At 67.3% G+C, this 12,386-nt stretch carries 14 protein-coding genes; all 14 read right to left on the minus strand.

All coding sequences use genetic code 11. The annotated features are described in order from the left end of the window. Nucleotides 1–489 precede the first annotated feature (489 nt). The 14 genes from VI480_RS10000 to rpmF all read right to left on the minus strand — a co-directional run bounded on the left by VI480_RS10000 (nucleotide 490) and on the right by rpmF (nucleotide 12,339). Nucleotides 490–834 carry a YraN family protein gene (locus tag VI480_RS10000; RefSeq protein WP_323672691.1) on the minus strand — a complete coding sequence of 115 codons (345 nt, stop codon included), beginning with the start codon at nucleotides 832–834 and terminating at the stop codon, nucleotides 490–492. A gap of 27 nt (nucleotides 835–861) precedes the next feature. Next, on the minus strand, nucleotides 862–1,206 hold the full coding sequence (rplS, locus tag VI480_RS10005; RefSeq protein ID WP_323672692.1) for a 50S ribosomal protein L19: 345 nt from the start codon (nucleotides 1,204–1,206) through the stop codon (nucleotides 862–864). Nucleotides 1,207–1,257: 51 nt separating this feature from the next. Further along, nucleotides 1,258–2,061 carry a tRNA (guanosine(37)-N1)-methyltransferase TrmD gene (gene trmD, locus VI480_RS10010; protein ID WP_323672693.1) on the minus strand — a complete coding sequence of 268 codons (804 nt, stop codon included), beginning with the start codon at nucleotides 2,059–2,061 and terminating at the stop codon, nucleotides 1,258–1,260. Beyond that, entirely contained in the window at nucleotides 2,039–2,497 is a 459-nt protein-coding gene (gene rimM / locus VI480_RS10015; protein WP_323672694.1) for a ribosome maturation factor RimM, read from the minus strand. Before rimM ends, trmD begins: the two co-directional genes overlap by 23 nt. Nucleotides 2,498–2,569: 72 nt before the next feature. Further along, nucleotides 2,570–2,842, minus strand: coding sequence for a KH domain-containing protein (locus tag VI480_RS10020; RefSeq protein WP_323672695.1), 273 nt, complete (start codon nucleotides 2,840–2,842; stop codon nucleotides 2,570–2,572). Further along, entirely contained in the window at nucleotides 2,839–3,309 is a 471-nt protein-coding gene (rpsP, locus tag VI480_RS10025) for a 30S ribosomal protein S16 (protein ID WP_323672696.1), read from the minus strand. The genes VI480_RS10020 and rpsP overlap by 4 nt, the downstream gene beginning before the upstream one ends. Before the next feature lie 141 nt (nucleotides 3,310–3,450). Next, nucleotides 3,451–4,932: a signal recognition particle protein gene (gene ffh / locus VI480_RS10030; protein WP_323672697.1), complete on the minus strand. Its 1,482-nt coding sequence runs from the start codon at nucleotides 4,930–4,932 to the stop codon at nucleotides 3,451–3,453. A gap of 3 nt (nucleotides 4,933–4,935) precedes the next feature. Beyond that, the gene (gene ftsY / locus VI480_RS10035; RefSeq protein ID WP_323672698.1) at nucleotides 4,936–6,048 is read right to left on the minus strand and encodes a signal recognition particle-docking protein FtsY; all 1,113 of its coding nucleotides are present in this window, start codon (nucleotides 6,046–6,048) and stop codon (nucleotides 4,936–4,938) included. 11 nt (nucleotides 6,049–6,059) lie between these two features. Continuing rightward, a complete protein-coding gene (locus tag VI480_RS10040) occupies nucleotides 6,060–9,212 on the minus strand; it encodes a chromosome segregation SMC family protein (RefSeq protein ID WP_323672699.1) in 3,153 nt (1,050 codons plus the stop codon). A gap of 27 nt (nucleotides 9,213–9,239) precedes the next feature. Continuing rightward, nucleotides 9,240–10,070, minus strand: coding sequence for a DNA-formamidopyrimidine glycosylase family protein (locus tag VI480_RS10045; protein WP_323672700.1), 831 nt, complete (start codon nucleotides 10,068–10,070; stop codon nucleotides 9,240–9,242). Further along, nucleotides 10,063–10,827 carry a ribonuclease III gene (rnc, locus tag VI480_RS10050; protein ID WP_323672701.1) on the minus strand — a complete coding sequence of 255 codons (765 nt, stop codon included), beginning with the start codon at nucleotides 10,825–10,827 and terminating at the stop codon, nucleotides 10,063–10,065. Before rnc ends, VI480_RS10045 begins: the two co-directional genes overlap by 8 nt. A 1-nt stretch (nucleotide 10,828) precedes the next feature. Then, on the minus strand, nucleotides 10,829–11,119 hold the full coding sequence (locus VI480_RS10055; protein ID WP_323672702.1) for a phosphopantetheine-binding protein: 291 nt from the start codon (nucleotides 11,117–11,119) through the stop codon (nucleotides 10,829–10,831). A 13-nt stretch (nucleotides 11,120–11,132) separates the two neighbouring features. Continuing rightward, nucleotides 11,133–12,125, minus strand: a complete 993-nt coding sequence (gene plsX / locus VI480_RS10060; RefSeq protein WP_323672703.1) for a phosphate acyltransferase PlsX — start codon at nucleotides 12,123–12,125, stop codon at nucleotides 11,133–11,135. Between the two features lie 34 nt (nucleotides 12,126–12,159). After that, nucleotides 12,160–12,339 carry a 50S ribosomal protein L32 gene (gene rpmF / locus VI480_RS10065; RefSeq protein ID WP_323672704.1) on the minus strand — a complete coding sequence of 60 codons (180 nt, stop codon included), beginning with the start codon at nucleotides 12,337–12,339 and terminating at the stop codon, nucleotides 12,160–12,162. Nucleotides 12,340–12,386: the final 47 nt, after the last annotated feature.

Genomic DNA, 12,386 nt, shown 5'->3' on the forward strand with positions numbered 1-12,386 from the left:
CTCCGGGTTCGGCGTCTCCAAACACCGATCCCAGCAGGGCCTCGACCCCTACAAACAGACCCTCAACCCACCCTCAACCCACAAAACCGCGAAGGGCCCCATTTTCTGACGCCACGCGGTCGAGCCGCGCCGAGCGATACTGCACCAGTGGGATACGACCCGTATCGCAAGCACAGCATCACCCGGCTCGACTACGTGCTGGTTGCCGTCGCCTCGCTGGTCGCGCTCGGCCTGGTGCTGTGGGCGGTGCTGGCCTGATGGCGTCGATGCGTCATCTCGAGCCGGTGCCCGGTTTCGAAGTGCGCCGAGTGCAGCCCTTCGAAGCGGTCAAGCGATACGTCTGCGGCGGCTGCGCCAACTCCATCGAAACCGGTACTGGCCATGTGGTCGCCGTTCCTGTACATGCTCCCGATCTCAGGCGTCACTGGCACTGGGGTTGCTGGCAGGCACGCGACCGGCGCCGACCGGTCGGGTGAGCAGCGCCGCGGGCTAGAAGGCGCCGGTGAGCACCTCTACTTTGCGGCCCATGACGGACGCGGCGTCACAGCGAATCGGACCGCGCCAGCCGCCTCGCTGGCGCACGTAGTGCGCTGCGAGCCGCCGGATTTGCTGCTGCTTGCGAGCGGTGATCGCCTCGAAACCCGTACCGAAGCGATCACTGGAGCGGGTCTTCACTTCGCAGATCACCAAGTGGGTTCCATTGGTCACCACTAGGTCCAGCTCGCCGAGCTGGCATCGCCAATTGCGATCCAGCACGCGGTAGCCGCGCTCGGCATACCAGCGCTCGACGAGACCTTCGCCGTACCTGCCGAGTGCCTGGCGGCGAGCGGTCACGCGCGCCCCGCGACCGATCGTGTGCCGCTAGAAGCGCTTCTCGGGAATACGCGCTGCCTTGCCGACGCGGTCGCGCAGGTAGTACAGCTTCGCTCGGCGCACATCGCCGATCGCTACACGCTCGATCTTGGCAATGGTGGGAGCGTGCAGCGGAAATGTCCGCTCGACCCCGACGCCGAAGCTGAGCTTGCGAACTGTGAACGTTTCGCTGATGCCCGACGAGTGCCGTGCGATCACGTACCCCTCGAATACCTGGGTGCGCTGCCGGTTGCCCTCGACGACGCGCACGTGGACGCGCACGGTGTCACCTGGGCCGAAGTCGGGATGATCGTCTCGAAGACGAGCCTGGTCGACAAGATCGGTGCTGCCCATGGCGATCCGACTCCCGTGATCGGCGTGACGACGAACACCGCAGGCTAGTGGTCAGTCCGCGGATTGCCGCAACGGGAGTTCGAGGCCGAACTCTGTGAGGAGCTCTCGGTCCGCCTCGCTCACGCCTCGTGCGGCCAGCAGATCGGGGCGCTCTGCCGCAGTGCGGACCAGCGCCATCGCCCGGCGCCAACGGCCGACACGAGCGTGGTCGCCGCTGCGCAGCACCTCGGGCGCGTCGAGTCCGCGGAATGATGCGGGGCGCGTCCACTGCGGGTGTTCCAGCAGCCCGGCGGCAAAGCTCTCGTCTGCGCTGGAAGCCTCGTTGCCCAGCACACCGGGCACGAGCCTCCCGACCGCCTCCACGACGACCATGGCGGCGATTTCGCCGCCGGCCAGCACAACATCGCCGATGGAAACCGAGCCATCGACCAGCTCGGTGCGAATGCGCTCGTCCACGCCTTCATAGCGGCCGCACAGCAGGCTGAAGCCGCCGGAGGTTGCCAGCTCAGCTGCCATCGCCTGATCGAACCGCCGGCCTCCGGCGTCGAGCAACAGCAGCGGCCGTGGCGGCACCACCGCCTCGACGGCGGCGAAGACCGGCTCAGGCATCAGGATCATGCCCGGCCCGCCTCCGAACGGAGCATCGTCGACCGTGCGATGGGCGTCGGCCGTCGCCAGCCGCAGGTCCCAGCAGCGGATGTCGAGCAAGCCGCTCTCTCGGGCTCGCCCGAGAATGCTCAGCTCGCACATGGCATCGAGCTCGGCCGGGAAGATGGAGAACAGATCGATGCGCAGTGCTGCCTCCGGCCCCTGCGCCGGAGCGGATTGGGCGCTACCCGAGTTCGAAGAGGCCATCGGGCACCTCCACGTGGACGGCACCGGGTTCGCTGCGCACCACGAAGGTCAGCGGCACGAGGTGCCCCGTGTCGAGTTCGAGCAGGTCCGCGGCAGGATTAGCCACGACACTCGTGATCACACCGGCGTCGAAGCCGTGCTGATCGATGAGCGAGCTTCCGCACAACTCGTGCACCCACAGCTCGTCGGGATCGTCCAACGGCTCAGCAAAGACTGTCGTGCCCGTCAGCGCTGCCGCGGCATCGCGATCATCGATGCCCTCGAATCTGACGAGCCATCGATTCCCGTCGAAGCGGGCACGGGACACCACTCGCTCCCCTGCTGCGGTGATGAGTCTCGAGCCGATGTCGAATCGCTCCAGCCGGTTGGTGACCGGGTGCATCACGACATCGCCGCGCACACCGTGGGCGCGTCCGACAGTTGCGATCTCCAGCAAGGCTGCCGGTTTCCGCTCTTGTTCGCTCCGCTCACGGGCCGCTCGGGCCACGGCTTCGCCTCTGGACGGGACTCAGTCCCGGAAGTCGACTTCGACCTGGACGCCATCGCGATGGGCTGCGGCGCGCACCAGCGTTCGGATGGCGTTCGCCACGCGACCACGCTTGCCGATGACCCGGCCGATGTCATCCGAGCTCACCGTCGCCGTCAGGCTCAGTTTCGAGCCTGACTCCGCGATCTCCACTTCCACCTGGTCGGGATGTTCGACAAGCTGAGCGATGAGATACAGCAAGACCTCTTCAGCGGTAGTGGTGTCCGTGTCTGCGCCGGTGTGACCGTCGGTCACTGGGCCTCCCCAGGATCAGGAGACTTCGGCTCAGATGCCCCGTTCTGGAGCGCTGGCTCATCGGCAGGCACTTCTGCGGAAGCCTCTGGTGAGTCGTCTGCGCCCGTCTCGGGGGTATCGAGCACCAGATCGGGCGTGGGTGCGGGTGCGGGCTCGGAAGGTGCAGCTTGCGCAGCATCCGCATTGCTGTCTGCGGACCCCGAGGAACCCTGAGTGCGGAATTCGTCCCACGCGCCAGAGATCGTCAGCAGCTTGGAGACGGTGTCACTGGGCTGAGCCCCGTGACTGAGCCAATGGACAGCGCGCTCATTGGCGATCGAGATCGCAGAGGGCTCCTGTCGAGGGTCGTAGGTGCCGATGATCTCCAGCACGCGGCCATCGCGTGGCTTGCGACTGTCGACCGCCACGACGCGATAGCTGGGCTGCTTCTTCTTGCCGGTGCGCTTGAGGCGCAGACGAACGGCCATGTTGCTCCCGGTTGGGTGAATTCGGATGGGGGCTCGTTGGGGATCGGCGATCCACTGGGCCGCCGCGCCGACGAACGATCCTAACGGGCCGCTGCTCGCTATCACCTTGGAGACGCGCCCGCCGAGGGAGCGGATGAGCGCTCAGCGGCCGGGCAGCTTCAGGTCGAGTGCATCCCAGTCAATGTCGGCGACGGACGGTTTGCCTGCCGGTTTGCCCGTTCGGGACGTTCCCTTGGGCGTGGCCCTGCCTCCCCCGCCGGTACGCGAGCCGCCCGCCGCACGGCCGGCGCCCTTCGGGCGCTTGCGGGCAGCCTTGCGGCTGGCCGGTCGGCGCTTCGAGCCCAAACCCATCATGCCGCCCATCATCTTGCGCATCTGCGTGAACTGCTTGAGCAGGTTGCTGACCTGCGCTGATGATGTACCGCTGCCGGCGGCGATGCGGGCCCGGCGGGAGGCATCGATGATCTCCGGCGACACACGCTCCGCCGGCGTCATAGACAGCACGATGGCTTCAGCGGTGGTGATGCGATCATCATCGATCTCGGCATTGCGGACCTGGTCGGAGACGCCCGGCATCATCGAGACGATGCTCTGCAGGTTGCCCATCTTGCGGAGCTGACGAAGCTGATCCACGAAGTCATCGAGCGTGAATGTGCCCTCGACGAGACGCTGAGCGGCCGCCTCCGCCTCTTCCTGCTCGTAGACGCGCTCTGCCTTCTCGATGAGCGTCATCACGTCGCCCATGCCGAGAATCCGGCTCGCCATGCGGTCCGGATGGAACTGCTCGAAGTCGTCGATCTTCTCCCCGACCGACGCGAAGGCCACGGGGCGGCCGACAACCTCGGCAACTGACAGAGCCGCACCGCCGCGGGCATCACCGTCGAGCTTGGTCAGGATGATCCCGTCCACTTCGAGCGTTGCGTGGAAGGCCTCAGCGGTTGCAACAGCGTCCTGGCCCACCATGGAGTCGACGACGAGGAAGGTGTAGTGGGGTTCGACGGCGTCCGAGATGCGGGCGACCTCGGTCATCAGCTCGGCATCGACCGCCAGCCGGCCTGCCGTGTCCACGATGAGCACATCGCGGCCGGCATGGCGGGCGTGGGTGAGTCCGCCTGCCGCACAGGCCACGGGGTCGCCCGGCTCGCTCCAGACCTCCACATCGATGCTGCGGGCAAGCGTCCGCAGCTGCTCGACGGCTGCGGGGCGCTGCAGGTCGGCTCCGACCAGCAGGGGGTTGCGGCCCTGGGATTTGCACCACTGGGCCAACTTGGCTGCAGCGGTCGTCTTGCCGGAGCCCTGGAGTCCGGCCAGCAGCACCACCGTGGGCGGCTTCGACGCGAACTGGACGTTCAGAGGGCTGGTGCCCAGGATGTCGATGAGCTCGTCGTTGACGATCTTGGTGACCTGCTGGCCGGGTGTGAGGCTGGCGGTGACCTCGCCGCCGACGCTGCGCTCGCGGACCCGCTCCACGAAGCGGCGCACGACCGCAACATTGACGTCAGCTTCGAGCAACGCCAACCGGATCTCGGCCAGTGCCTCGTCGACGTCGGCAGGACGCATGCGTCCGCGATCTCGCAAGCCCCGCAAAGTTCCGGACAGGCGTTCAGTCAGCGTGTCGAACATCACTCATCCCTGCTCGTCAGCATCGACACCGAGCAGCGCATTGACGTAGCTTTCGGCGTCGAAGTCGACGAGATCGTCGGGGCCCTCGCCGAGCCCCACCAGCTTCACCGGCAGGCCCAGCTCGGCCTCGATGGCGAAGACAATGCCGCCCTTGGCCGAGCCGTCCAGCTTGGTGAGCACCACGCCCGTGACATCGGTGGCCTCGGCGAAAGCCCGCGCTTGGCTCAATCCATTCTGACCGGTCGTGGCGTCGATGACGAGCAGCGTCTCGGCAACAGCGCCCGGTTCACGATCAGCGACCCGGCGGACTTTCGCGAGCTCGTCCATCAGGTTCTTGCGGTTCTGCAGCCTGCCGGCAGTGTCAGCAAGGACCACGTCGGCACCGCGGGCCGCCGCTGCACTGACGGCGTCATGCACCACCGAGCTGGGATCCGCCCCAGAGCTGCCCGAGATCAGCGCCGCCCCGCATCGATCCGCCCACGTCTGCAGCTGAGAGTCCGCAGCTGCGCGGAAGGTGTCGGCGGCCGCCATCACCACAAGCTGACCGTCCGCCGAGAGCCGGGCGCCCACCTTGCCGATCGTGGTGGTCTTGCCCACACCGTTGACTCCCACGAACAGCCAGACGGGCGTGGCACCCTCCCGGTCCGGTGCGGTCGCGTGCAGCGTGCGATCCGCATCAAGCGCCGCGCGCATCTGGTCAGCCAGCGCTTGCACCAGTTCGTCGGCATCGACGATGTCCTGATCAGCGGCAGTGCTGCGCAGGCGTTCCAGTGTGGCCATCGTGGTCTCCACGCCGACATCGGCGCCGAGCAGGGCCTCTTCCAGGGTCTCCCACGCTGTCTCGTCAGGTCGCCGTCGGTTGATCGACGCCAAGCGCTCGCGCAGCGTGCGGCGCGATGAGGCCAGTCCCGAGCTGAAGGTGGCTGGGGTCGGCACCCGCACCGCGACCGGCTCATCGATCGTCCGTGCCGCAGGTGGGGACACGGCGACAGGCGCGTGCGGTGACGCCGCTCCCGAACGCCGCTGCCTTGCACGATGAACGAACGGAAGGGAGCCGAGGAGCACCGTCGCCACGAAAAAGATGCCAATGACGATGAGAACTGTCGTGGTGCTCACTGGTCGGCAGGCTACCGAGGTGCCGTCGCGGGCTCCCTGCCGTGCTCCAAGGGGGGCTGTTCCATGGGCTCGTCGGGGCCGGGTGAGCCGCCAGCAGCGATGAGTGCGGCCGCTTGGGAAGGCCGCTCCGAAACGACCACACTCGAGCCGCCGGGCGGCATGGACACGCCGTACAGGACGTCAGCGGATTCCATCGTGCGTCGCTGGTGGCTCACGATGATCAACTGCGATTCCCGCCGAAACTCGGCCACGAGATCCAGGAAACGCTGCAGGTTGACGTCGTCGAGCGCTGCTTCGACTTCGTCGAGGACGTAGAACGGCGACGGCCGGCTGCGGAAGACAGCGAAGAGGTAGGCCAGCGCCACCAGCGAGCGCTCGCCGCCAGACAGCAGCGACAACCGTCCGATCCGCTTGCCGGCTGGCCGAACATCAAGTTCCACACCGCACGTGAGGAGCTCTTCGGGATCGGTCAGCGAGAGCCGGCCCGTGCCGCCCGGGAACAGTGTGCTGAACAGCTCGGCAAAGTTCCGGGCGACATCTTCGAATGCGTCCGCGAATGTGGCGATGATCTCTGCGTCGATGGCACGGATGACCTTGTGCAGCTCTCGGCGGCTGTTGCGCACATCCGCGAGCTGAGTGGCCACGAATTCGAAACGCTCCGAAGCCTCCTCGTACTCCGACAGCGCCAGCGGGTTCACCGGGCCCAGACGGTTCAGATCCGCACGCAGCGCCCGTTCGTGTGCCGAGGCGGTAACGCCGTCGGGCAACCGCGGAGGCGATGCAGCAAGCGCCATCGCAGGGTCTGCGTCGAAATCCGCACGCAGCGCCGAGATCAGGGCGTCCCGCTTGGTGCGCCGTTCTGCATCTGCCACGTCGAGAGCCGCCAGCTCAGTGCGCGACTGCTCTTGGCGGGAAGCAGCAGCATCACGCTCGTGGCGGAGTGCATCGAGGCGTTCCGTGAGCTGCCGAATGAGCTCGGTGCGGGCCTCGTGGCGAGAACGCAGGTGCCGCGCCTCGGCATCGAGGCGTTGACGGTGCTGCGAGAGCAGCAGCGCAAGACGATCCAACCCCGACACGATGACCTCGGCCCTGTCCAGCCGAGCGACAGCGGCTGCGTGGGAGCTCTCGTGACCTGCAAGACGCTGCGAAATGGCACCGAGCCGCTCGGCGAGCGCCGACCGGCGCTGCTGCTGCGCGGCGGCCCGGTCGTGGGCAGCCTGAACCTGAGCGGACTGCCGGGCGGCAGCAGTGGCGATGCGGCGTCGCAGTGTCTCAGCTGTGCGCTGAGCCTGCTGGAACGCATCGAGCGCGGCCCCGTGCGCCTGCTGTGCCGAGGCCCATGCTGCGGCAGCCTGACGATGGTCGTGGGTCAGCTCGTCAATCCGTCCGCGTGCATGATCGAGCGCTGCGGTCGCCGCAGCCGGACCCGTGCTGCCGATGCGCCAACGTCGAGGCCCGAACCGGTCGCCGTTTGCCGTCACGAAGACCGTGTCGCGGTCGGCCTGCGCGCGGTCGTACGCACTGGACCAATCACCGGGAACACAGATCGCTGCACCGACAATTGCGTCCAGCAACGTCTCGAGCTCGTTGCGGCACCACTCCGGAGCGTCGGCAGCCACCTGCAGATGCGGCCGCACGAACTCGCCGTCCGCTGCCTGGTGGCTCGATTCGCGAGCGGCTGGCAGCTTGTCGAGCGAGATCACCGAGCCGCTCGTGTCGCCCTCGGCAAGCACTGCAAGCGCCGCTGCAGCCGCGCTGTCATCGCGAACGACGACTGCCGACATTGCTCCGTCCGCGGCAGCCTCGACGGCAGCCTCCCAGCCGCCATCGACCGTCACCAGATCGTCGAGCACACCGACTACTCCGGCCACGCCATCCAGCGCAGCGATGCCGGAATCGGTGCGTGCAGCGGCTACCGCAGACGCCAACGCCTCGAACCGCCCGATCCAGTGCTGCAGCTCCTCCGCGGCGCCTCGCTGATGCTCGTCGGCCTGTGACAGCGTTGCGGCTGCGGCGGCGAGACGCGCCTCGGCCCCGGCTCTGGCCTCTTCGGCTGCATTCACCGCCGCATCGTCGCCGGTCTCCAAGCTCGCTTCGTCCGGCTGTTCCTTCGAAGGCACAGCCTGCGCGGGGGCTGCGTCGATCTCTGCCAGTTCGGCTGAGACGCGTGCGTGCTCGTCGGTCAGCGTTACCACCACGTCGGAATCCAGCAGGGCGTTGCGCTCTCGCTCGACTGAGCGCATTCGCTCATACGTCTGGCCGATCAAGCCGCGCGCCCGCTCCGACAGCGACACCGCCCGCGGCAGCCGATCAGCCGGCTCGGCTGACAGTTGTGCGAGCTGCGACTGCGCGTCGTCGATCGCCCCGTCGATGTCGGAGATCGATGCCGCCGCCGCTTCCTGCCGGGCCGCGAAGGTGACCCGCCGAGCGTCGGACGTGCTCTGCGCCTCCTGATGTGCTGCCAGCTCACGTCCCGCGTTGTAGAGCTGGACCTCGACCAGTTCTGCGCTGATCTCCTGATGCCGCCGGGCAGCCGTGGCCTGCCGCTCCAGCGGCCGAAGCTGGCGACGCAGCTCACGCTGCAGATCCACCAGGCGAGTCACATTTGCCTCGGTGCTCTCCAGCCGCCGCTCGGCCCGCTCCTTGCGGCGACGGAACTTCAGCACTCCGGCCGCTTCCTCGATCAGCGCGCGCCGTTCTTCGGGACGGGCTGCCAGGACCTGCTCGATCTGGCCTTGCGCCACAATGATGTGCTGCTGGCGACCCACCCCGGCGTCGTTGAGCAGTTCCTGCAGGTCGAGCAGCCGGCAGGGCGTCCCATTGAGTGCGTATTCGGACTCGCCCGAGCGGAACAGCGTGCGAGTGATGGCTACTTCTGCTGTCTGCGTGGGCAGCGTCTGCGACTCGTTGTCGATGATCAGGGTGACTTGTGCTCGGCCCAGGGCCGTCCGGCGATCGGTGCCTGCGAAGACGACGTCGTCCATCCGCTGGCCTCGCAATGCGCGCGGCCCCTGCGCACCGAGCACCCACGCGATGGCGTCGACGACGTTCGACTTGCCGCTGCCGTTCGGGCCCACCACCACCGTGACGCCTGGCTCGAAGGTGAGCGTGGCCGTGTCTGCGAACGACTTGAAACCGGACAGTGTCAGGGAGCGAAGGAACACGGCAGCTCGAAGCGTGAGGGTTGGCGTCTACACCTGATAATCGCAGTAGTGGTGCGTCACACCCCGGATGACCGTGGTGAGAACATCGCCCCGGCCATTGCGACATCGCTCTCCCGCCCGCCCGAATACTTCGAGGTAGGGATCGAAGCCCCCTGACTTGCCGAAGATGTCGAGATGGCCGCTAGTGCCCGAACCCCGGTACTTGATGGAGTTGTGAACCGTTTCGACAATGGCGCGGTAGAGCCGCCGCACTTCTTGGGTGTTCAGTTCGCTGGCAACTCGTGCATGGGAGAGGCGCGCTGCATGCAACACCTCGTCGGAGTACATCGGTCCGAACCCCACGACGAAGGTTGCGTCCAAGAGCAGATCGCGGATGGTGTCGGAACGACCGCGCAGCATGAAGGCGAAATCGGTCCAGGGCATCGGCATGTCGACCGGGTCGAAGCCGAGATCGACCTGGTCCGGGAACACCTTGTGGTAGCGGTTCTTCGCGATCACGCGCAGCGTCGCCTCAGCACCCGAGTCAAGCAGGCGCAGCTGTCCGCCCTTGGTGAACGTCAGCACGACCTTCGTGTCGGGATCCTGGGGCGTTCTGGACGTAGCCCGCCGCAGTGACCCCGTAGCTCCAAAGTGCGCCACCATGACCTCGTCCGGCCCGAGGTCGAACAGCAACAACGTGCCGTCGCGAGACACCGACAAGATCTTCTTGCCCTCGAGCAGGTCGGCGAACTGCTGCTTCGATCGCATGGCCGGCAGCGCCTTCTTGGTGCCTGGGACATCGACCGTTTTGACCCGGCGGCCCGTGATTTCCTTGTCGAGATCGCGTCGGGCGATCTCGATCTCCGGCAATTCAGCCATGAGCGGGCTCCTCCGCATCAACAGGTGGATCGTCGAGGTCTTCCAGGCGAGTGCACGCTGCTTGTGCCGCGCGGCGCTCGGCAGCACGCTTGGTGGAACCCTCGCCGCGCCCCCAGACCTCATCGAGAATGCGCGCCGCAGCAACGAAGCGAGGGCGGTGCGCGGGTCCCGAGCTCGACACGTCGTAGGTGGGCTCGGCGCCGAATTGCCGGGCCACGAGTTCCTGCAGCCGGTTCTTTGCTTCACGCGTGCCCGGCTCGCTCGCCGCTTCGGCGAGACGCTCGCCCATCAGCCGCTCGACGATGTCGCGAGCAGCAGCGAGGCCGCCGTCGAGGAACACCGCGCCCAGCACCGCTTCGAGCCCATCGGCCAGGATCGACTCCTTGTCGGCGCCACCGGTCGCAGCCTCACCCTTGCCGAGCAGCAGCGCCGGTCCGAGCTCGCAGCGTCGAGCGGCTTCGGCCAACGCGCCGGCGTTCACCACGGCGGATCGCACCGCACTCAGGTCACCTGGTCCGAGATCAGGCCAGCGCGTCACTGCAAGCTGGCAAACGCAGAGACCGAGCACGGCGTCGCCGAGGAACTCCAAGCGTTCGTTGGAGGCCACCTGCGAGCCCGTCTGCTGTTCAACGCTGCGCTCATGGCACCAGCTCCGGTGCGACAGCGCCTCAGTCAGAAGTCCGGCGTCAGCAAAGCGATACCCGACACGCCTCTCAAAGCTGTCGTGCTCAGCGAGTTCGGCGACAGCGGCCTCCACGTCAGCCGACGCGCTCCATCACATAGTCGATGGCATCGCGCACGGTCTTGAGGTCTTCGAGGTCTTCGTCTTCGATACGAAAGCCCACCGTGCGGTCCGACAGCTCCTCTTCCAGCGCCTCGACCAGTTCGATCAGTGCCAGCGAATCGGCACCGAGGTCATCTACAAACGAGGACGACTCGGCGATCGCAGAAGGTTCCAGCTCCAAGATGTCGGCGAGCTGGTTGCGGATGAGATCGAAGACCTCCTCACGCTCGGGGGGACTCTGGCGCACATGAGTTTCGGCGGGCATGGCGGCCACGAGCCTACCGGTGGTCCCTAGGAGGCGACGGGAGGCTGACGGCCGCGAGCTCGCCCGGCAAGTCAGCCGCGACCAAACGATGAGCGGCCCTGACGGCGCTCGTGATGGCTTTCGGGCTCGACGAACCGTGCGCGATCACACAGACTCCCCGCACGCCGAGCAGCACCGCGCCGCCGATGTTGTCGGCGCTCATTTCGTCGGCGAGCGGTGCCAGCAGTCGAAGCGCTGCGGCGCCCGCCTCCCCGCCTTCGGCGAGACGCTCGAGAATCAGGCGCACGAAGAACGATGCCGTGCCTTCGAGCGACTTCAGCAGCACGTTGCCGGTGAAGCCGTCGGTGACCACGACATCCACGGGGCCGTCGAGGAGGTCGCCACCTTCGACGTTGCCATAGAAATCGATCTCGTCGTCGGCCGCTAGCAGCTTGTGGGTCTCCTTGATGAGCAGGTTGCCCTTTTCGGGTTCCTCGCCGATCGAGAGCAAGCCGACGCTCGGCACCGCCACGCCGAAGCGGATGCGGCTGTAGGCCGAGCCCAGACGGGCGAACTGATGCAGCCATTGGGCGTCGCAGTCGGCCATCGCGCCCGAATCGAGCAGGACGCGGGCTGTGCGGCCGCCCGGCACGGGGAACGCAGTAGCTATGGCCGGCCGGGCAACGCCGGCCAAGCGCTTGAGCCTCAGCAGCGCCGCTGCGGCCACGGCACCGGTGTTTCCGGCGCTCACCACCGCAGAGGCCTCGCCGTCACGCACGGCGTTCACCGCTCGGCTGATCGACGAGTCTCTCTTGGTCCGCACCGCGCGGCTCGGCTCCTCGGACATCTCGATGACCTCGGAAGCCTCGATGATGGGGAGCGACTCGCCGCCGGCAGCGGCGATGGCATCACGGCGGCCCACGAGGACGACATCGAGGCCCTCGCGCACGGCCTCCAGCGCCCCCTCCACGACGACGGCGGGGGCGTCGTCGCCGCCCATTGCGTCGACGGCGACCGGCAGCGTCATCAGCCCGGCCCCGAGGTCGCCATCCGGCCCAGCCCTAGGCGATATCGAGGGCCTGGCGACCGCCGTACCAACCGCACTGCCCGCAGACTCGGTGGGGCAGCTTTGCTGCGCCGCAGCGGGGGCACAGGCTCCGCGGCGCCTCGGCCAGACGCCACGCCGCAGCGCGGCGCGAACGAGTCTTGCTCTTGGATGTCTTCTTCTTGGGGACTGCCACCGTTCGGGCTCCTCGATCGGATCGACTCCACGAGCAGACTGGGCAGC

This window comes from Candidatus Poriferisodalis multihospitum (assembly GCF_028283155.1).
Classification (GTDB): domain Bacteria; phylum Actinomycetota; class Acidimicrobiia; order Acidimicrobiales; family Poriferisodalaceae; genus Poriferisodalis; species Poriferisodalis multihospitum.

What these genes read in the sequence shown, in the direction of transcription:
- rplS (WP_323672692.1), bottom strand. Translation starts at nt 1,206, where the DNA reads ATGGGCAGCACCGATCTTGTCGACCAGGCTCGTCTTCGAGACGATCAT.
- trmD (WP_323672693.1), bottom strand. Translation starts at nt 2,061, where the DNA reads ATGGCCTCTTCGAACTCGGGTAGCGCCCAATCCGCTCCGGCGCAGGGG.
- rpsP (WP_323672696.1), bottom strand. Translation starts at nt 3,309, where the DNA reads ATGGCCGTTCGTCTGCGCCTCAAGCGCACCGGCAAGAAGAAGCAGCCC.
- ffh (WP_323672697.1), bottom strand. Translation starts at nt 4,932, where the DNA reads ATGTTCGACACGCTGACTGAACGCCTGTCCGGAACTTTGCGGGGCTTG.
- VI480_RS10045 (WP_323672700.1), bottom strand. Translation starts at nt 10,070, where the DNA reads ATGGCTGAATTGCCGGAGATCGAGATCGCCCGACGCGATCTCGACAAG.
- VI480_RS10055 (WP_323672702.1), bottom strand. Translation starts at nt 11,119, where the DNA reads ATGCCCGCCGAAACTCATGTGCGCCAGAGTCCCCCCGAGCGTGAGGAG.
- plsX (WP_323672703.1), bottom strand. Translation starts at nt 12,125, where the DNA reads ATGACGCTGCCGGTCGCCGTCGACGCAATGGGCGGCGACGACGCCCCC.